This window comes from Flavobacterium soyangense, from assembly GCF_015277675.1.
GTDB classification, from domain to species: Bacteria; Bacteroidota; Bacteroidia; order Flavobacteriales; family Flavobacteriaceae; genus Flavobacterium; species Flavobacterium soyangense.
The window spans coordinates 119,159-139,067 of sequence record NZ_JADHEC010000004.1 but is presented as its reverse complement, the minus strand read 5'-3'; the positions used below and the strand labels follow the sequence as shown (position 1 = coordinate 139,067).

22 protein-coding genes, 1 tRNA gene and 1 riboswitch are annotated in these 19,909 nt (G+C 33.3%); of the genes, 8 read left to right on the top strand and 15 right to left on the bottom strand.

Annotated elements, in window-relative coordinates; all coding sequences use genetic code 11:
- Positions 1-17: 17 nt before the first annotated feature.
- From folE to IR213_RS03380, 5 genes are read right to left on the bottom strand one after another with little or no spacing between them, the layout of a single operon-like run.
- Positions 18-632, bottom strand: coding sequence for a GTP cyclohydrolase I FolE (folE, locus tag IR213_RS03400; RefSeq protein ID WP_194310899.1), 615 nt, complete (start codon positions 630-632; stop codon positions 18-20).
- Between the two features lie 35 nt (positions 633-667).
- The gene (locus IR213_RS03395) at positions 668-1,351 is read right to left on the bottom strand and encodes an SDR family NAD(P)-dependent oxidoreductase (protein ID WP_194310898.1); all 684 of its coding nucleotides are present in this window, start codon (positions 1,349-1,351) and stop codon (positions 668-670) included.
- A 13-nt stretch (positions 1,352-1,364) separates the two neighbouring features.
- Positions 1,365-1,643 carry a TIGR03643 family protein gene (locus IR213_RS03390; protein WP_228479076.1) on the bottom strand — a complete coding sequence of 93 codons (279 nt, stop codon included), beginning with the start codon at positions 1,641-1,643 and terminating at the stop codon, positions 1,365-1,367.
- Positions 1,640-2,950: an ABC1 kinase family protein gene (locus IR213_RS03385; protein ID WP_194310897.1), complete on the bottom strand. Its 1,311-nt coding sequence runs from the start codon at positions 2,948-2,950 to the stop codon at positions 1,640-1,642. Before IR213_RS03385 ends, IR213_RS03390 begins: the two co-directional genes overlap by 4 nt.
- The gene (locus tag IR213_RS03380; protein ID WP_194310896.1) at positions 2,950-3,609 is read right to left on the bottom strand and encodes a TetR family transcriptional regulator C-terminal domain-containing protein; all 660 of its coding nucleotides are present in this window, start codon (positions 3,607-3,609) and stop codon (positions 2,950-2,952) included. Before IR213_RS03380 ends, IR213_RS03385 begins: the two co-directional genes overlap by 1 nt.
- 121 nt (positions 3,610-3,730) lie before the next feature.
- Between IR213_RS03380 and IR213_RS03375 the strand changes: the two genes are divergently transcribed.
- A complete protein-coding gene (locus IR213_RS03375) occupies positions 3,731-4,645 on the top strand; it encodes a TIGR01777 family oxidoreductase (protein WP_194310895.1) in 915 nt (304 codons plus the stop codon).
- A gap of 2 nt (positions 4,646-4,647) precedes the next feature.
- On the opposite strand, the gene IR213_RS03370 is transcribed toward IR213_RS03375, so the two are convergent.
- A complete protein-coding gene (locus IR213_RS03370; protein ID WP_194310894.1) occupies positions 4,648-5,187 on the bottom strand; it encodes a YceI family protein in 540 nt (179 codons plus the stop codon).
- Positions 5,188-5,324: 137 nt separating this feature from the next.
- On the bottom strand, positions 5,325-6,656 hold the full coding sequence (gene rmuC / locus IR213_RS03365; RefSeq protein ID WP_194310893.1) for a DNA recombination protein RmuC: 1,332 nt from the start codon (positions 6,654-6,656) through the stop codon (positions 5,325-5,327).
- A 206-nt stretch (positions 6,657-6,862) separates the two neighbouring features.
- Between rmuC and IR213_RS03360 the strand changes: the two genes are divergently transcribed.
- The 3 genes from IR213_RS03360 (at position 6,863) to IR213_RS03350 (ending at position 9,257) form a co-directional block, all read left to right on the top strand.
- Positions 6,863-8,098, top strand: a complete 1,236-nt coding sequence (locus IR213_RS03360; RefSeq protein WP_228479075.1) for an alkaline phosphatase family protein — start codon at positions 6,863-6,865, stop codon at positions 8,096-8,098.
- A 68-nt stretch (positions 8,099-8,166) separates the two neighbouring features.
- Positions 8,167-8,736: a pseudouridine synthase gene (locus tag IR213_RS03355; RefSeq protein WP_194310892.1), complete on the top strand. Its 570-nt coding sequence runs from the start codon at positions 8,167-8,169 to the stop codon at positions 8,734-8,736.
- 65 nt (positions 8,737-8,801) lie between these two features.
- Entirely contained in the window at positions 8,802-9,257 is a 456-nt protein-coding gene (locus IR213_RS03350) for a tRNA (cytidine(34)-2'-O)-methyltransferase (RefSeq protein ID WP_194310891.1), read from the top strand.
- Here the strand turns inward: IR213_RS03350 and IR213_RS03345 are convergent.
- The 3 genes from IR213_RS03345 to IR213_RS03335 are packed head-to-tail and all read right to left on the bottom strand — an operon-like array spanning position 9,254 to position 12,211.
- Positions 9,254-10,036 carry an ABC transporter ATP-binding protein gene (locus IR213_RS03345; protein ID WP_194310890.1) on the bottom strand — a complete coding sequence of 261 codons (783 nt, stop codon included), beginning with the start codon at positions 10,034-10,036 and terminating at the stop codon, positions 9,254-9,256. The two genes, IR213_RS03350 and IR213_RS03345, sit on opposite strands and share 4 nt — an antisense overlap.
- Positions 10,036-11,067 (bottom strand): iron chelate uptake ABC transporter family permease subunit, encoded by a 1,032-nt coding sequence (locus tag IR213_RS03340; RefSeq protein WP_394354900.1) that lies wholly within the window; start codon positions 11,065-11,067, stop codon positions 10,036-10,038. Before IR213_RS03340 ends, IR213_RS03345 begins: the two co-directional genes overlap by 1 nt.
- Position 11,068: 1 nt before the next feature.
- Entirely contained in the window at positions 11,069-12,211 is a 1,143-nt protein-coding gene (locus IR213_RS03335) for an ABC transporter substrate-binding protein (RefSeq protein ID WP_194310889.1), read from the bottom strand.
- Between the two features lie 84 nt (positions 12,212-12,295).
- Positions 12,296-12,488: riboswitch (cobalamin riboswitch) on the top strand.
- 81 nt (positions 12,489-12,569) lie between these two features.
- On the opposite strand from IR213_RS03335, the gene IR213_RS03330 reads away from it, so the two are divergent.
- Entirely contained in the window at positions 12,570-14,510 is a 1,941-nt protein-coding gene (locus IR213_RS03330; protein WP_228479074.1) for a TonB-dependent receptor plug domain-containing protein, read from the top strand.
- 68 nt (positions 14,511-14,578) lie between these two features.
- Here IR213_RS03330 and IR213_RS03325 read toward each other — a convergent pair whose 3' ends face one another.
- Positions 14,579-16,030, bottom strand: a complete 1,452-nt coding sequence (locus tag IR213_RS03325; RefSeq protein ID WP_194310888.1) for a S41 family peptidase — start codon at positions 16,028-16,030, stop codon at positions 14,579-14,581.
- Between the two features lie 119 nt (positions 16,031-16,149).
- Between IR213_RS03325 and IR213_RS03320 the strand changes: the two genes are divergently transcribed.
- The 3 genes from IR213_RS03320 to IR213_RS03310 are packed head-to-tail and all read left to right on the top strand — an operon-like array spanning position 16,150 to position 17,637.
- Positions 16,150-16,659 (top strand): RNA polymerase sigma factor, encoded by a 510-nt coding sequence (locus IR213_RS03320; RefSeq protein ID WP_194310887.1) that lies wholly within the window; start codon positions 16,150-16,152, stop codon positions 16,657-16,659.
- Positions 16,646-17,098 carry a hypothetical protein gene (locus IR213_RS03315; RefSeq protein WP_194310886.1) on the top strand — a complete coding sequence of 151 codons (453 nt, stop codon included), beginning with the start codon at positions 16,646-16,648 and terminating at the stop codon, positions 17,096-17,098. Before IR213_RS03320 ends, IR213_RS03315 begins: the two co-directional genes overlap by 14 nt.
- 11 nt (positions 17,099-17,109) lie before the next feature.
- Positions 17,110-17,637 (top strand): DUF4252 domain-containing protein, encoded by a 528-nt coding sequence (locus IR213_RS03310; protein ID WP_194310885.1) that lies wholly within the window; start codon positions 17,110-17,112, stop codon positions 17,635-17,637.
- Positions 17,638-17,744: 107 nt separating this feature from the next.
- Here the strand turns inward: IR213_RS03310 and IR213_RS03305 are convergent, their stop codons facing one another.
- From IR213_RS03305 to IR213_RS03290, 4 genes are all read right to left on the bottom strand, one after another.
- Positions 17,745-18,074 carry a hypothetical protein gene (locus tag IR213_RS03305; protein WP_194310884.1) on the bottom strand — a complete coding sequence of 110 codons (330 nt, stop codon included), beginning with the start codon at positions 18,072-18,074 and terminating at the stop codon, positions 17,745-17,747.
- A 388-nt stretch (positions 18,075-18,462) separates the two neighbouring features.
- Positions 18,463-18,536: transfer RNA gene (locus IR213_RS03300), tRNA-Thr, on the bottom strand.
- A 74-nt stretch (positions 18,537-18,610) separates the two neighbouring features.
- Positions 18,611-18,880 (bottom strand): hypothetical protein, encoded by a 270-nt coding sequence (locus IR213_RS03295; RefSeq protein ID WP_143392012.1) that lies wholly within the window; start codon positions 18,878-18,880, stop codon positions 18,611-18,613.
- A 58-nt stretch (positions 18,881-18,938) separates the two neighbouring features.
- Positions 18,939-19,907 (bottom strand): type I phosphomannose isomerase catalytic subunit, encoded by a 969-nt coding sequence (locus tag IR213_RS03290; RefSeq protein ID WP_194310883.1) that lies wholly within the window; start codon positions 19,905-19,907, stop codon positions 18,939-18,941.
- Between the last annotated feature and the right edge of the window lie 2 nt (positions 19,908-19,909).

Here is a 19,909-nt window from a genome sequence, read left to right as displayed (position 1 = left end):
AGTTTAATGGATCAAATTTAACTCAATTTATTGGAAACTAAACTTATAAACTCTTTTCTGGTTTTGTTTTTTTCGAAAGCTCCATTAAAAGACGAAGTTGTGGTTACTGAATTTTTTTTTTGAATACCACGCATGCACATGCACATATGTTGTGCTTCAATAACTACAGCAACTCCTAGTGGATTTAGTGCCTCTTGGATACAATTTTTTATCTCATCTGTTAATCTTTCCTGCACTTGCATTCTTCTTGAAAAAGCATCAACCACTCTTGGGATTTTACTTAAACCAACAATTTTACCGTTTGGAATATAGGCTATATGTGCTTTTCCAAAAAAAGGCAACATATGATGTTCGCACATAGAGTATACTTCAATGTCTTTCACGACAATCATCTGCTTGTGGTCTTCGGTAAACAAAGCCGATTTTAGAATTTCTAAAGGATCTAATCCATAACCATGAGTTAAATACTGCATCGCTTTTGCAGCTCTTTCCGGAGTTTTTTCAAGACCTTCTCTGTATATATTTTCTCCTAGATTTTCAATTATTGATTTGTAATTTTCGGCTAATATGGCAGTTGTTTCAGTGTCGTATTTTTCGATTTTTTCGTAACTTTTTATTTGTTTTGCTATCATTTTTTATTTAATTTTTATTCAGGATAAAGTTGTTTTTACATTTTAAAAGTGACTATGCCATAGTCCATTTCGAAAATCTGTCCCGAGATTGATTTTGCGTTTTCCGAAATGAGAAAGTCCGCCATATGAGCCACTTCTTCTGGTTTTAGATACCCTTTCATTGGGTGGCGTTCTATCATATTTTCTTTCATTCTTTCATTTCTTAAAATTCCTGCCGAAAGTGACGTTTCAGTGATAGTAGGAGCAATAGCGTTGATACGAACAACCGTTGCTAATTCTGCACCAAGGGATTTTACCAATCCTTCAATTCCTGCTTTTGCCGTTGCAATACTGGCATGAAAAGGCATTCCCAATTTTACGGCAACAGTGCTAAATAAAACAATAGATGGATTTATTCCTTTTCTCAATACAGGTAAATATTTCTGAATTGTTTTTACGGCACCAATGACATTGATTTCAAAATCTTTTCTGAAATCGTCGATATTCAAACTTCCAATAGGTTTTAAATTAATAGAACCCGGGCAATAAATCAAGGTGTCAATATTTTCAATATCTGGTAGGATATCCTGCAAGACATCCAAAGAAAAATGTTTCAAGTTGGGATGCGAAATGTCTGGAGCATTTCTACTAATGTTGTAAACTAAGTTAGTTTCCAATTGTTGCATTAAAATTGCATTTCCAATTCCTTTGCTACCACCAATTATTACTATGTTTTTCATGGTTTTATTTTAATTATCTCTTCGAAATTTTGTTGTTGTTGATTTGTCTTTGCATGCTGCATTTGAATCGTCCTTCTCTAAAATCCCTTAATTTTTCATGTTTTGTTTTTCGGCCTTGTACTCTTTCGCGCCACATTTTAAAACTGGAAGATTTCATTTCAATTCGCATTAAATCGATAACTTCTTGTTCTTTTAATCCAAATTGCTGCAAAATGGCATCAAATGTGGTTCGGTCTTCCCAAGCCATTTCAATAATTCGGTCTTTATCAATGTAGGAGAGTTCTTTTTTCAAGGCTTGTATTTTAGATATTCGTTTACCACAATTTTGGATTTCAAATCAAACATTAAATTATATAAACCAAAAAAAGTTCTGTTCATATAAATAAAATGTTTAGAACCACGATTGCCATTCATTTTTCTGAGATTAGTATCTTTAGAAAATCGTTCTCCTAATTGTGCGATGTTTTCAAAAAATACTTCATCCGAAAAATCAAATGTTTCCGATTGAAATGGCTTGGTGAATAGCGACAATAAATCATAAAACATTTGGGTAAAATATTCGATTTCTTCTTTGGAATCATCCTCTCTAAGAATCTCCAATTCGAATAATTTGTCTCCAAATAACTTTTTGTTATCTATGACATCTGGGTTAATTAACTCAAAATATGGAATGTAAAAATCATTAGGAATTTGTTTCATACACCCAAAATCAAGTGCTACCAGTTGATTTTTTGGGTTTACCAGAAAATTTCCCGGATGCGGATCGGCATGAACTTTTCTTAAAATGTGAATCTGATACATATAGAAATCCCACAATGCCTGTCCAACAGTATTGGCTTCTTCTTGATTAGTATTTTTCTTGGTAAACTCTGAAAGATGGATTCCAGTCATCCAATCCATCGTGATAATTTTCTCTGAAGAATACTTGGGATAATAGTCCGGAAAAACCAGATTTTCAATTTTCTTGCAGGCTTCAACTACTTCTTTGCTTTGTTTTAATTCCAATAAATAGTTGGTTTCTTCAATCAACTTGTCTTCTACTTCCTTGAAATATTTGTCAGAATCTTTACCTTGAAGATTAAACATTCTGATAGCAATAGGTTTTACCAAAGCCAAATCCGACGAAATACTATTGGCAACACCAGGATATTGAATTTTTACGGCTAATTTTTTTCCATTCTTCATTGCTAAGTGAACTTGACCTATACTTGCTGCATTTACTGAATTAGCATTGAATTCATCAAAAATTTCATAGGGTGTTTTGCCAAAATTAGCTTTGAAGGTTTTTAAAACCAAAGGAGCTGATAATGGTGGAACTGAGAATTGGGATAAGGAAAATTTTTCAACATATGCCTGTGGTAAAAAACTCTTGTCCATACTTAACATTTGCGCCACTTTCAGGGCACTTCCTTTCAGACTTTTCAGCCCGTCATAAATGTCTTCGGCATTGTCTTCATTAAGTTTATCACGAGTCATTGTTGGATTTACCATTTTTTCGCCGTAATATTTGATATAATTTACTCCTACTTTTGCACCGGTTTGAACGAGTTTTGTGGCTCTTTCAATTTTTGAAGTTGGTATGTAGTCTATGGTTTTCATTATTTGTTGTATATTTTTTCTTTGAATATAAATTTTCCAAAATCGATTAAACTTTCTATGGGGGCAATATTCATTAGTTCGAAAGTTGCTTTTACAGATTTTTCAATATAGATGTCTGTTTTTTCAAAAGCTGGTGATTCATCATCTAGCCAGAATTTTAATGTCATTAATAATTGTATCCAAGAAGTTTCCTGAATTGCTTTTTCTTGAAAATTTTGAAATTTCTCGTGTTGGGTTCTTACTTCATCCGTAATAATTTCAGTAATGTAGTTTTTGAATCCAATTCTTAGGTTAGAAAGTTGCATTAGATTTTTCAGTTGATTTTGGTGTTCTTTCAAACTCATAACAACATAACTTCTATTGGCCGACAATAATTCGAAAAATGTAAAGTAGAAACTTAACATTTTGCTCCTCATATCATAGGTTTCATAAGAAGGATCTTTTTGGATTAATTCTATTGTGTTTTCAAGAAACATCTTAAAAATTTCTTTTTCGACACTTTCAATTGTTCCAAAAAAATTATAGAATTCAGTTTCGTCAAAACCATTTGTTTTGGCAAATTGATATACGGATTTTGGCTTATCATTATTTTCCAATCTGTATTTCATGTACATTGAGACTATTTTGTCTCTTGTTATTTCTGATTTTTTGGCAGCCATTTTTTTTTAATTTTAAATTAGGGTATAAAGATATATAATGTTTAACTATAATTAATTAAAGTTAAACAAAAATAAATGTTAATGTTTAAATATCATTTAAAATGATTAAATTTGTATCATTATGAAAAGAAATGTATTAATTAGCGGAGGGACTGGGTTTATTGGAAAGCATTTAACTAATGTGTTAATTGAGAATGGTTTTTCTGTTTCGATTTTGAGTAGAAGTTATAAACAAAATTTACCTGATACTTCCTATTATATCTGGGATGTTTCCAATAATCATATCGATGAGAAAGCGGTTCTTAATGCTGATTTCATAATTCATCTTGCAGGCGAAAATATTGCTGAAAAAAGATGGACTTCAAAACGAAAAGCAGCCATTATAAACAGCAGAGAACTATCTACAAAATTGATTTATGAAGTTTTAAAAAAGAGCAATAAAAAACTGGATGCTTTTGTTTCGGCTTCAGGAATTGGGATTTATGGAGCTATCAATGGGAATGAGATTTGTACTGAAGATACGGTTCCTGCCGATGATTTTCTGGGTTTAACATGTCAAAAATGGGAAGCGTCTGCTGATACTATAAGTGGCTTAGGAATTCGCACCGTAAAAATCCGTACGGGTTTGGTTTTAGGAAAAGAAGATGGTTTTTTAAAGAAACTGATCCCGATTTTTAAATACAGATTGGGTTCAGCACTAGGTTCAGGAAAGCAATATATGCCTTGGATTCATATTAATGATTTGTGCAATATCTATCTTGAAGCTATTTCAAATTCTAAAATGGAAGGTGCTTATAATGCTGCAATCACTGATAATACAACTAACACTGTTTTTTCAAAAACATTGGCAAAAATATATGGATATTTAATTTGGTTGCCCAATGTTCCAGCTATTTTAATAAAGCTGGTATTGGGTGAAATGGCTCAGATTTTATTGAAAGGCAGAAGAGTTTCTTCTGAAAAGATTGGAAAATTGGGTTTTAAATTCCAATTTGTATTTTTAGAAGATGCTCTCAGGGATTGTTTGGAAAAATAGATTTATTTTACCAAAAAGTTAGTTTTAATATTAACGGTTTTAGATAGTTTCTTGGTCAAAATTTGCGGGATTTCAATATTGAAATCATCTGTGTTTACGTCAAAATCAGCGATAATTTCTAGTGCCTCATTTACTTTTCTGAGTTTGACTGTGGTGTTGATTTCTTTTGATTTTCCGTGCAGTTCCAGTTTGCCGTTCATCTTGAATTCTTTTGGGGAAGTTCCAATGATGTTTATGTTGAATCCCTGAATTATGCCTTCGAAAGTAGCTTTAGGATATTTGTCGCTTTCTATATAGTTCTCGTTAAAATGTTCTTCCATTAAAGCAATTTTGAAACGAAATCCTCTCATTAAAACTAAACTTGCAATTTCACCAGTATTTGTGTTTAAAATACAAGTAACAGACTCGTTTTTTGCTTTTATTTCTTCGAATAAAGGAACAGAAGCATCAAAAATGATGATTCCTTTATTGGTAAACATTTTTTTCTGAGCAATAACAGTATTAAAAAGTAATAATGAAAATAATAGAATAATTTTTTTCATCTTGGTATATGAATTAAATTATTTAAAATTATACTATTTAGCTGAAAAAACTTAAATTTTATTGAGAAAAATTGATTGATAAAAAAAAGAATTTCTTAATTTTTATAAATAATTTATAGATTATGTTTAATTTGTTTCTAATCGACATTCGCTCTGTTCAAGATGTTTTCAGGAAGTGCTTTCTTGGCTTTGGCTCCCATTTTCTTTAATTTTTCAACACTTGTAATGAGATTTCCTTTTCCATCTACAAGTTTGTTCATTGCTCCCTGATATTCGACTTTACTTTCGTCTATTTTTTTTCCGATTTTGATTAAGTCGACAACAAAGCCTTCAAATTTGTCATATAAAGCACCTGCTTGTCGGGCAATTTCAAAAGCGTTTTCTTGTTGTTTTTGGTTAGCCCACATACTGTCAATCGTGCGTAAAGTCGCTAATAGTGTTGAAGGCGTTACAATAACAATATTTTTCTCGAAAGCCTTGTTGTATAAAGTCGTGTCTTCGTTCAATGCCAATGCAAATGCTGGTTCCATAGGGATGAAAAGCAGCACAAAATCAGGACTTTCTATTTGGTATAAATCTTGATAATTTTTCTCGCCGAGTTGTTCAACATGGCGTTTTATTGAATTTACATGTTCTTTTAAATAACCATTTTTTAAATTATCGTCTTCTTCGTTAATGAATTTTTCATATGCTGTAAGTGATACTTTTGAATCGACAATCATCTTTTTTCCGTCTGGAAGATTGATGACAACGTCAGGAAAAACACGATTTCCCTCTACGTTGGTGTGCGATTGTTGTACAAAATATTCTCTGTTTTTTTCTAATCCTGATTTTTCCAAAACTCGCTCTAGAATTAATTCCCCCCAATTTCCTTGCATTTTGCTGTCACCTTTTAATGCTTTGGTAAGATTCAAAGTTTCTTTGCTCATTTGGGCATTCAATTCACTCAGACCAATAATTTGTTGGCGTAAAGCTGCGTGATAATCAATACTTTCCTTATGTGTGTCTTCGACTTTCTTTTCGAATAATTGAATTTTATCTTGCAGAGGCGTCAAAATATTTTTCATATTTTCCTTATTCTGTTCGGTGAATTTGCTGGACTTTTCGTCCAAGATTTTATTGGCTAAATTCTCGAATTCCTTGGTGAATTTTTCCTGTAGTTTTTCGACTTCTTCTTTTTGTTCTTTATTGCGTTGCCAAAGATTTTCAAAATCGACTTCTTTCTTAGTCAATTGAATATTGATGGCTTCTTTTTCGTTGCGAATACTTTCTTTCTCTTGATTACTTTGTTGTAATTGTTTCTCTAAACTGGCTTTTTCGAGAAGAGATTGTTCTTTGAGATTGTTGAGTTTCTCTTCGAGAAATGTTTTTTCTGATTGTGATTTAGCTGAAAACAATAGTTTTCCAATGAAGATTCCAATTGCGAGAGCAACAATAAAAAGCAGTAAAAAAGGGAGCATATTTGACATAAAAGAATGGTTTTTGTAGAAAGTAAAAGTAAGGAATAATATCAATTTAGGAGTGTTTGAGTGGATAATTTGGAAAATCTATTTTTGAATTATCCCAAAGCATGTTTTTTTTTAATAAAATGATTTTACGTTTTGTTAATGCACAAAATTATACTTAGCGATATCTTTGCAAGATGCCGTTGTAATTAATTTTGAAAAATGAATCCATGAAAGTTATCTATATGAAGTTGTTTAAAAATATGTTTGTCTTTTTTTTGCTGTTTAATTTTGGTTTGGCTTTTAGTCAGAATTTAGACAAACCATACGTGGTTTTAGTTTCCTTAGATGGCTTTAGATGGGATTATTCAAAATATTTTACGACTCCAAACCTGAATGAAATTTCTAAAATTGGTGTACATGCAAAATCGATGAAACCGTCGTATCCCACAAAGACTTTTCCCAATCATTATTCTATAGTTACGGGGTTATATCCAGATCATCACGGAATTATAAATAATAGCTTTTATGATCCTTTGCTCAAAAAATCATTTTCATTATCAGGGGACGAAAAAAGAGATGCTCAATTTTACGGGGGTAATCCAATTTGGAATGTAGCTGAGAAGCAAGGTATAAAAACGGCTTCTTTTTTTTGGCCAGGATCGGATACAGGTAAAAAAAGCCCAAGCATTTTTCGAAAATATGATGATACAGTTTCGTATACAGAACGGATAAATACTGTTATAGAGTGGCTAAATCTTCCCGAGAAAGAACGACCTCATTTAATTACTCTTTATTTTGATGAACCTGATCATACAGGGCATACTTTTGGGCCGTTATCAGTTGAAAACGCAAAAATGGTAGTCAAAATGGATTCTATAATAGGTGTCTTAGTCCATAAACTGGATGTATTGCCTATTGGAAATAAAATAAATTTAATAGTTGTTTCAGATCACGGTATGGCTAACATATCCGATTCTAAAAAAGTAGCTGTTTTAGATTATTTAAAACCTAATTGGCTTGGTTATCATCAAGTAATAAATCCAATTATGAGTATTGAGGCCAAAGAAGGATGTAGGGATTCCATTGCTCAAGCTTTAAAAAAAGTGCCTCATATAAAGTTTTGGGCGACCAAAAATTTACCTAAAAGATTCCATTTTGGAAACAATTCCCGTGATTTGGATTTTGTAATCGAAGCTGAGAAAAATTATAGTTTAGTTACTAGTAAAAAGCAAAAAGTTTTTGGGGGTACTCACGGATTTGATAATCGTAATAAAGATATGCATGCAATTTTTTATGCAAAAGGACCTGACTTCAGGATTGGAAAAAGAATTGGTACATTTCAGAACGTAAGTGTTTATCCATTGATTGCAACTATTTTAGGATTGAATATTGAAAAAGTAGATGGGAGTTTGCAAGAAGTAGAACCATTATTACGAAAAAAGGAATCTTTTTATAATAAGTGACTTTTACGCAAATAAGAAGAAATGGAAACTGTAAATTTGTAACCAATTATTAGAACTAGTATCCCCAAATGTTACACCACCATTTCATTATTCATAAACCTTACGGCTATTTGAGTCAATTTATTTATGAACTCAAAAGAAAGAAAAAACTTTTAGGTGAATTGCATGATTTTCCATTAGGAACTATGGCAATTGGTCGGCTTGATGAGGATTCCGAAGGATTATTGTTGCTTACCACGGATGGAAAGATGAGTGAAATCGTGAGAAGCAAGAAAGTAGATAAAGAATACTATGTTCAGGTGGATGGAATTATCACGCAAGAAGCCATCGAAAAAATAATGGATGGTGTCGAAATTGGTTTCAACGGAACAAAATACATCACAAAACCTTGTCAATCTTTTATAGTTAATGACGTTCCTGCTTTTGGCGCAAGAGGAAAAAAAATAAGAGACGAACGTCACGGACCCACTTCTTGGGCTTCGATAACGGTAAATGAAGGGAAGTTTCGCCAAGTTCGCAAAATGACGGCGGCCGTTGGTTTTCCGACTTTGCGTTTGATACGCATTCGAATAGGAAATGTATATTTGAATGATTTACAAGCTGGAGAAGTAAAAAAAGTTATGAATTTTGAGTTATGAAGTAGATGATTTTTAAATGACAATGGCAATATCAATGGCAATTTCAATAATAATATAATTTAAGAATGCTTAATATCGTTTTAGTAGAACCTGAAATCCCTAACAATACTGGTAATATTGGTCGGTTATGCGTGGGCACCGAAAGCCGTTTGCACCTGATTCATCCTTTTGGATTTGTCATTAATGATAAAAACCTGAAACGTTCAGGATTGGATTATTGGATACACTTGGATGTGACCGAATATCAAAATGCTGAAGAATGGATTGCCAAAATTCCAGATCAATCGCGCGTTTTCTTGATGAGTTCCCACGCCGAAAAATCGTATTTAGAAAATGATTTTAAGGACGGAGATTGGTTGGTTTTTGGTAAAGAAAGTGTCGGTTTGAGCGTAGAAGTTTTAGCTAGATTTAAAAATCATTTGACGATTCCAATGTCGAATTTAATCCGAAGTTTTAACATTGCCAATTCGGTTGCGTTTGTCATTGGTGAAGCAAAAAGACAGATAGGATTGAAGGTCTAAGAAATCACAAACTTTCCCTTTTCACTATCAAAAACAATGTGTTCGTCCTTGAATAAGGTGTCGAAAATCCCTTTGGTAATCAAATTGCAAGGTTGATCCTGGACGACGTTTTCGGGCGTCATAATTATCATTTCGTCGCTCAGTTGAATTGCCATATCGATATCGTGTGTCGAAAAAAGAATGCACTTACCCGTTTCTTGCGTCAGTTTTTTCAAGAGTTTAAAAAGCACCACTTTATGCAACAAATCCAAGTGGGTGGTAGGTTCATCCAGAATAATTAACGGCGTGTCTTGTGCCAAAGCTCTTGCAATCAAGACGATTTGTAATTGACCATCACTTATTTCGTAATGTTTTTTGGAAGCCAAATGACTGATTTGTGTGAGTTGCATTGCTTCGTTAACTTTCGAAATATCATTTTCGGTTAATTTTCCAATCCAATTTGTATACGGTTGTCTTCCCAGGGCGATGAGCTCCCAAACAGTCAAATTACTTGGAGGTAATTTTTCGGTAAGAACAACACTTAAATTTTGTGCCAAGGTTGCAGCATCTAATTCATGAATGTTCTTTGCATTCAATAAAACAGTTCCCGAAATAGGTTTCTGAATTCCGGTTATGGTTCTTAAAAGCGTAGATTTTCCAATGCCATTGGCACCGATTAAAGCAATTAGTTTTGCTTTTTCCAACGACAAATCAATATCCGAAGCAATTACATTTTTTTCTTTTTTATTAGAATATCCAATGCTAATTTTCGAAGCCTGTAAGATGATTTTGTTTTCCATTAGTTCATCATTTTGCGTTTTCGAATTAACAGCCAAATCACGATTGGCGCTCCAAAAATAGACGTCACGGCATTAATTGGCAACGTAATATCACTTCCGGGAAGTTGCGAAATACTATCACAAATTAGCATAATAATCGCTCCGAAAAGCAAGGTGCTCCAGAATAAAACACTGTGATTACTGGTTTGAAAAACCAATTTGGCAATATGGGGAACGGCCAATCCGATAAAAGCAATTGGTCCTGCAAAAGAGGTGATGCTTCCCGCCAAAATACTGGTGGCCAAAATGATAATCAATCGGGTTTTTTTGTAATTCATTCCCAAACTTCGGGCATAATTCTCACCTAAAAGTAAAGCGTTTAATGGTTTAATGCTGAAAAGGCTTAAAAGCAAACCAATTGTCACACAAACGGATAAAATTACAATCGACGACCAAGATAAATTCCCGAGATTTCCTAAGGACCAAAAAGTGAATTTTTGCAATTGTTCGGCCGTACTGAAATAGGTGAGTGTTCCAACGATGGCACTGGTTAAACTCGCAAACATCAAGCCGACAATTAATATTGCCATTGTATTGCGCAATCGTTGAGAAACGGCTAAAACCGCCAACAAAACCAAAAAACTGCCCAAGCTTGACGCTAAAATAATTCCATAAGAAGAAAGTAAAATAGACGACAAACCCATTGGTAAAAAAGCAGCACCCAAAACAATTGTTGCCACACCTAAACTAGCCCCAGAACTCAATCCCAAAACATCCGGTCCAGCCAATGGATTTCTAAACAAAGTTTGCATTAATAATCCGCTGATGGACAATCCCATTCCCACGAGAATGGCTGCAATGGCTTTCGGCAGCCGATAATTGAGGATGATGTAATTCCAAGTTTCCTTGCTTGTATTTCCTCCTGTCAAGCTGTTGAAAACATCTTTCACGGGAATAGAAACCGAACCTAAACTGATATTCATTAGCAATAGCAAAACCAATGACATTGTCAAAATGGAGAATAACGCTATATTTCGGTTAGTATTAGTCAATTTATTCTAATTTCTTGAAGAAAAAAAGTTTGTGGTTGGGCAATAATTCCGGATGGAAAATTTTAATCAAATCTTTTAAAACCCAGTCGGGACGGGTAGAGGCCCATTCAAAATAAATAATTCCACCTGTTGCTCCCTTATTTACCGCATACGAATATACTTTTTTATTTTTAAATGAGGCAAACTGGCTATAATGTGGATTACTGTCACTCATTTGTTTCAGAGTCGAAAAATCTCCGGGTGCAATCCAAAATTCAGCATTTTGTGCTTTTTCAAGAATTGTTTCAAGAGGCACCGCCAAACTTCCGGTTCCCTTGGTGGTTGCCCATAAATAATCAGATTGGGCATCTTTCAAAAATAATGAAGCCCAACTTTCACCCTGAGGCACGTACCACTGTTCTTGATAAATGGTGCCGCTTAGGACGGTCGGTTTTAATGTTGTTTTTTTTGCCAAAGCCAAAGTGGAAGTATAGGCTGTCTCGATCTCGGAAAAAATGGCATTTGCTTTGGGATCCAATCCATACAATGCACCGAAAAACTTGATCCATTCCGCTTTTCCCAATGGAGATTGCTCTGTCCAATCTCCATTGAGTATAACTTTAAGGCCGCTTTTTTGAAGATTATCCAATGTTGGATTGCTATTATTCAGTCCAAAACTAACAATCACATTGGGTTTCATATCGATTAAAACTTCGGTGTTCAGATTTTCATTGACACCTACTTCTCGAACTTTTCCAGCATCAATTAATTTTCGGGTTTTAACGGAAGAAATATATGCCGTATTCGGAAAACCCACTAAAGTGTTTTCCACTCCCAATAATTCCAATGCGGGAATGTGCGTTGTCGAAGTTACAACAATCGATTTTATAGGAATCGGAATGACCGTGAATTGCCTTAAACTATCTGGGATAATTCCGTTTTTTTCTTGAAGAATATAGGTGAAATTTTTTTTGGCTTCAGGCCAAGGATTCGTGATTTTTACTATTGAAAAACCGTTGTGTTTGTAGATTTCCAGACCTTTTGCATAATGAATGGAATTGTCAAAATTTGCTAAGGTGTTTTTTGAATTTTCGCTGCTTTTTTTGCATCCAAAGAAAGGAATTAATAATAAAAAGAGAATGATTCGTAGAACAGCAGATTTCATAAAAAGACTTTTGAAAGAAATGCAAAGGTATATTTATTCCGTTTTAAAAATCAATTTTATTTTTTTATTCGAATGTTAGAACTACATTTGCTGCTGTATTGAGGTTGCTGTTTTTAATTTTAAAACAGCATTAAAAGGGAATCGGGTTTAAAACCTGGGCTGTACCCGCAACTGTAAGCTATCAAGCTTGTTGTTATCTACAAAACCACTGTTCTTATGAATGGGAAGGTAAACAACAAGACGCAAGCCAGGAGACCTGCCTATTACATCGAGTATCAAACTTTCGGGAAAAAAGGTTTGGGTATGGGTCATTCTATGCTTTTCTCCCATTTTTTATTATTAAAAATGTTTTATTAAAATGAACTACAAAATCGTTCGCATCAGTGCTTTATTTGTGCTGATGACCAACTGTGTTTTTGCCCAGCAAAAAGACAGCATCACTTCACCAATACCTTTAGATGAAGTCGTAATCACTGATTCCAAATTTGCTTTACCCAAAGAAAAATCAGGAAAAGTAATCTCTAAAATCACTTCCGAAGACTTAAAAAAGAGAGAAGGACAAAGCATTGCGGCTATCCTAAATTCGGTGGTGGGCGTCGAAATTAACGGGAGTCAAAGTGTGGCAGGAAAAAATTTAGGATACTACATTCGGGGCGGGAAAAACAATCAAGTTTTGATTCTCATTGACGGTGTCCCGGTTACGGACGCATCGGGAATTGGTTTTGAATATGATTTACGTTTGCTTCCTGCTAATCAAGTGGAAAGTATCGAAATTTTGAAAGGGGCGGCCAGCACTTTGTACGGAACGGGTGCGGCCACCGGAGTAATTAATATCACTTTGAAAAAATCCGGAAAAAAGGCAATTCAGGGAAATGCTTATTTTAATGCGGGAACCAACAATACTTCAACTGATAAAAAAACAAGTTTAGAGGATTTAAATCAAGGATTTTCAGTGAATGGAAACGTGAAAAAATTGAATTATTTTGCCTCTTTGAACAGCACAGAAACTAATGGAATATCACAAATTGCTCCGCCGAATGGAGGTGTTAAATATGAATATGATCGTTTTTCGAGAATCAATTATTTAACTAAATTGGGTTATAAAGCTTCGGAGAAAATAACTTTGGATTTTTTTGGAAATTTCGACAAAATCAACAATGATTATGATGGTGGTTTTGACAACACGGGAACAAACGATGTTAGTGCGAATAATTCAAAAACAGAGCAATTTCGATTTGGTTTTATGCCAAAATACAAGTATAACAATGGCCAATTTATCCTGAATTCCAGTTTCAATAAAATAACTCGTTCTTATAATGAATTAGACAGTTATTCCGGAACAGTTGGATTTTCGCAATACGATTCTAGAAACGTGAATGTTGATGGGTACAATAAATATGAGTTTTCTAAATCATTATTTTTAGTTACTGGAGTTCAATATCAGTTTTTCGATATGAATAGCGAAACTCCATACGGGAATATTGCAAAGGAAACCACTAAATTCAATATGATTGATCCATATGTTAATGGAGTTTTTACCTCGGATTTTGGGTTGAATGTCAATGCTGGCGCACGTTTGAATATTCATAGCGAATACGGAAATCAGTTGGTTTATAATGTAAATCCTTCGTATGATTTCAAAGCCATTCCGTTGAAAATATTGGCTTCATATAGCACTGCTTTTGTGACTCCAAGTTTGTATCAATTGTATTCTGAATTTGGAAACTCTAATTTGACACCAGAAAAAAACTCGACCATAGAGACTGGTTTTGAAACGCAACTTTTGGATAAAAAACTCCAATTTTCGGTAGTGGGATTTTATCGGAAACAAGCTAATTTTATCGGGTTTTCGCCTGCCTATAAATACATCAACATAGACGGAACCAATAAAGCCAAAGGGATAGAAACCGAAATCACTTTTGCCATCAGTGAAAACATCAAATGGATTTCCAATTACACTTTTACACAAGTAGATGAAGCCTTGGATCGTTTGATTCCGAAACATAAAGTGAATTCTTCTTTGGATTTTCAGATTAATAAGAGAGCCTTTTTAAATGTAAGTTATCAATATGTTGACAGCAGAAAAGACGTTTTTTTTGATGGGAATACATATGCGATACAGAATGTTGTTTTGGGTTCTTACCAATTAGTAAACGCTACCATTCGATGTGAATTGGTAAAAAATAGGTTGACTATTTTTGGAACAGTAAATAATATTTTGAATGCTGATTTTGTCGAAAATGCAGGCTACAGCGCGCTTGGACGAAACTTCAAAGTAGGATTGGCTTTTAATTTGTAATTTCAATTTGAATTAAAAAAGACGAGGCTTTCAGTAATGAAAGCCTCGTTTTTTTATGGTTTATAATTTTATTCCAAAGCTTTCAATAAACCTTCCGGGGCTTTGTCAAGATACATTTGATTTTGTATGCCATTTATAGATTTTGAATCTTTAAAATAATCAAATTGAATTCCGGGTGTGTATTGTTTAATTTTGGCTGTTCCCGTAATTTTCGCAATGGCAAGACTCAATAAAGGCTCTGTCGAACTGCCAAGAACATCAAGAGTACTTAAAGTCTCTTTTAATTCAAAGTTAGGAATTAAACCGCTTTGATAGTCTCCAAAACCTACACCATTAACAATTTTCAAAACTATGGGCTGCATTGCGTAGCGATGGTTTGGGTTTCTGTTTTCTTTTCCAAATGTTGGGGAATCATATAAGGTAACTGAGCCAACGTTTTTTCCAACAGTAACATCTCCTATTTGTACAACGGTGATGTAGGGTTTCAGTCCGTTAATCACTAATTCACTTGCAGAAGCAGTACTTTTTGAAGTGAGAATATAAATTTTTGTCATACCAACACTATTTATGGCGGTAGTTTCTATTTTGTCGGTAAAGTAATTTTTTAAAGATTCAGGGTCGTTGGCTGCAAAATACGATTCTATTTTAGCATTCCATTGTTGCTTTGCAAAAACTTGCCCAGTGAAAGTTCCTGTAATCATACTTGCTAATCTGGCTGCAGTTTGTATTGAACCACCTCCATTGTACCTTAAATCAAGCACTAAATCAGTAATTCCTTGTGATTTAAGCGAGCCAAAAGCATCATTGAGTCGGGTGTCGTAATTGGCATAAAATCCGTTATACATTAAATATCCAATTTTATGGGAACCTGAAGCAATTACTTTATTTAAAAAAATAGGATTTTCATCTAAAATGGTTTTCGTCAAGGCGACTGATTTTCCGTTTGGTGTAAATGCACCGCCGTTTATGTCAGCTAGATTCAGGGTATAGTCATTGTTTGAACCAAACAATAATGTCTCGTAATTGCTAATGGTAAGTTGGGTTCCGTTAACGCCATAAAAAACATCGCCACGTTTGATATTTTTTGTTGAAGCATTAGAACCTGGAATGATATAACGAACCCAACCAATTATTTCGGTTGTACTTGACGGTTTATAGCTTAAACCAAATTCTACTCCATTGTTGTTTGTCGTTCCTTGAAGTTGTCCTTCTAATTCTAAATAATCGCTCACAATCCAACTGAATCTATCGATAGTTTTATCTACCCTTAATGCGTCAAATAAGTTTTCTGGAACGGGATATCCTGATAAAAAGGTGTTCAACTGTGTTTGAGTTGCAAATCGATCGTCAGCTAAATTTGGGACATCAGCTTGCCATAAGTAATATAGGTTTAGGCCTTTCCAGATAAAATTTTGAACTTCTAAATTCTTTGGAGCCGCTACATCGTCATTGTCTTGACAACTTTGAAAAGTAAAAGAGGCTATAAGCAAGGCGATAATAAATTTGTAGGTTGTTCTCATATTTCTTTTTTAATATACTGAACGTAAAAATACCTATTTTAGTTTTATTTAATGATAATTTGTAACAAAAATAGTTTAGATTCGTCTTGATTGTATAACCGTTTTAATAGATGCTTTTTATGGGTCAAAATGAGTTTGTGAAATTGATTGCTCCTTTCAAAGACAAAGTCTATAGACTGGCAAAGCGATTGCTCATAAGCTCTGAAGAAGCGGAAGATGCGACTCAGGAAGTATTGGTAAAATTGTGGAGCAGAAACCAAAATTTAGATGATTATAATAATGTTGAGGCCTTTGCAATGACGATGACAAAAAATTATTGTTTGGATCAATTGAAATCTAAAAGAGTTGGAAATCTCCAAATTGTTAATACTGATTTTGCCAATAATGAGCCAAGTTTTGAAAAAATATTGGAAGACAATGACAGCCTGGATTGGGTTGAAAAGAGCATTAATCAATTGCCGGTCCAACAACGATTGATTATCCAGTTACGCGATATAGAACAATATGAATTTGAGGAAATTGCTAAAATAATGGATATGAATGAAACTGCCATTCGCGTGGCACTTTCGAGAGCACGAAAAACAGTCAGGGAATATTTGACAAAAGCACACAGTTATGGAATCAAATAAAATTGAAAGTCTTTTAGAAAAATACTTTCGGGGAGAAACCAGTATTTCCGAGGAGATAGAGTTGCGAGACTATTTTTCTTCGTTAAATGTTTCACCAAATATAGAACAATATAAACCTCTTTTTGATTATTTAATACTGGCTAAAGAGCAAAATTTTGAGCAGGAAATGGTATTAAAATCCACAAAACGAAATTTGACTTGGTTGTCAATTGCTGCTTCGGTTGTTGTTTTGCTGGGAATTGGGACATATAGTTATTTTAATTACAATAATGTAAATCAAGATACGGATTTAGGAACTTATGACAATCCGGAAATTGCTTTCAGAGAAACACAAAAAGCATTATCAATGCTATCAACCCATTTAAATACCGGAATTGAAAGCGTACAATACATTCAGGAATACGAGAATTCGAAAAACTTAATTTTTAAACAACAATAAAAACAATAACGATGAAAAGATTTATAATAACAGTAGTAGTAACATTAGTTTCCAATGCTTTTTTTGCCCAATCGGCTTTCGATAAATATGACGGACAAGACGATGTGACTTCGATAATAGTCAATAAGAAAATGTTCCAAATGATGGGAAGCGTAAAAGTAGATTCCAATGACAAGGAAACCCAACAGTATTTTGACTTGATGAAAAAGCTGGATAACCTGAAAGTGTTTACAACAACCAGTACCCGAGTTTCTGCTGATATGAAATTGTCTGCGGACAAGTACGTTAAAACTGCCGGGTTAGAGGAATTGATGCGTGTAAATGATGGTGGAAAAAACGTAAGAATAATGGTAAAATCCGGAGTAAATGACAATCAAGTCAAGGAACTTTTGATGTTTATTGAAGGCGGAAACAAGGAAAATCAAACCGTATTGATGTCATTAACAGGTAATTTTAACCTAAGTGAAATTTCTGTACTTACAGATAAAATGAAAATTCCAGGCGGTGATGATTTGAAGAAAGCTACAAAAGGAAAATAGTTAAATTAATTAATTTAGGATTCCAAGATTATTAGTTCTGATGAAAATGCCTCAATATTGTTATTATTGAGGCATTTTTTATTTGTTGTATTTTAATTTTACTAGTATTAAAGAGTTTTGTATAACGCTATACTTTTTGGAGAAATCTGAGACAATTTGTATTTTTTGAATAAGATGTCAAAGTATAGTTTAGATTTTTCAAAATCTTTACTTTCATAATAATAATTCCCTAAGTATTCAAACATTTCAATAGAATCGTAGCCTTTGTCTATGACTCTTTCGTAAGTTTTATGAACATCAATCAACGCATATTTTTGTTTACATACGGAGTCGTAAAAAACAGTTTGTGAATTTGCATTGCATATGCCCAATAATATAAATGTTAAGAAAAAAAATGCCGATAAATTGCTTCTTAATGTCGTTTCAATTTTTTCCATATTTATGCTAAACTTTTGATAATGTGTGGGCTAAGTTATGCTTTTGTAATTAATAAGCAAATTTATTTGTCTTTTATATATTGATAACACCTTAATTTCTAATTTATTATTTTTTATTCAAAATAATTTTAAATTTTTTTTTCTTAATTTATTTTGCTTTTCAACATGGCAAAAAAACTTTATTTATCCAAATCCAGAATTAATGAAAAGTCCATATCATTATGATAGCTTTGCTAATAAGTCAATGAAAATTAAGTAGGTTAAACTTAAAATACTGAAATAATTTAGGTTTAAAATTAAAAAATCCCGATTGATCCTCTATTTACTTTCATTCCAAAGTATTCTAAAATAAAAACCACCTAACAAATGTTAGATGGTTTTATTAAAGAGCCGGCGGAGGGACTCGAACCCACGACCTGCTGATTACAAATCAGCTGCTCTAGCCAACTGAGCTACGCTGGCGACTCATTACGTTTGCAAATATAAGTCTGAATTTTAATTTTCCAAAAAAAATCAGACCTTTTTATTGACTTTTTTTACTGTAATTCGTTGATTTTAGCAATCAATTGATTTGCAGTTTGTTCCAATTCAACATTGATTTGTTTGAAGTGGGCTTTTTTATCTTCAACTTTTTTAGCGTTTACTTTTGTAATCAAAGTATCAAAAGCTGCTATTGCTTCATCGATTAAAGCGTTAGTTTCTGTTGTTGGTTTTCCTGTAGTAGAAATTTCAAACAAGTAAACTGCTTCAATAATATCTCCTAAAACGTAGTTGATGTCTTTTTTTAAATTCTTAACGTTTGCCATTTTATTTTTTAATTTTAATTTGCGATTGCAAAAGTACATATAATCTTTCTATTACCGACTATGAAATATAAATTTCTAAAATTGAAGCTTTTCCATTGAGAATAAAAGCCTTCAAGCTAGCAGGGATTAAAATAGTATCTCCTTTTTTATATTGAAATTTTGTATTGTTGCATTCTATTTCAAAATTACCCTCTACACACATATAAACCGTAAATGTATTTCCCGTTTTGTTTACTTCAACTTTTCCATCTAATGGTAGAAAGTTAGTGGTGAAATAAGGACAATTCACAACGGTATTTGATTGATTTAGAGTGGTGTTGTAACTTTTTTCAGTATCTATTTTATTGTAATTAATAGCTTCTAAAGCTAAATCAACATGTAATTCCCTTGAATTTCCCTGACTGTCAACTCTTTCAAAATCATACAAACGATACGTAATATCCGATGTTTGCTGGATTTCGGCAATAACCAATCCAGCACCAATGGCGTGAACCGTTCCGGTTTCCAGAAAGAAAACATCTCCCTTTTTTACTTTCACCTCATCAAGAATAGTAAGCAGTGTTTTGTTTTTTAGATTTTCAACATATTCATTGGCATTGGAATTCTCTTTAAATCCAACAATTATTCTGGCATTTTCATCGGCCTGCAGGACATACCACATTTCAGTTTTTCCAAAAGAATTATGACGCTTTTTGGCTAATTCATCATTAGGATGTACTTGTATAGATAAATCTTCGCGAGCATCAAGATATTTAAAAAGTAATGGAAATTGTTTGCCAAATCGCTTGTAAACGTCCGTTCCTAATATATCTTCCGGATATGAATCAATCAATTCGTTGAGTGATTTTCCTGCTAGAACTCCATTAGAAACCACACTTACATCACCTTCAACAGTTGATATTTCCCAGCTTTCACCAGTAATATCAGAAATAATGGGTTTATTTAGAATTGATTTTAACTTCGTTCCGCCCCAAATTCTTTCTTTTAAAATGGGCTCAAATTGTAATGGGTATATATTATAATTCATTA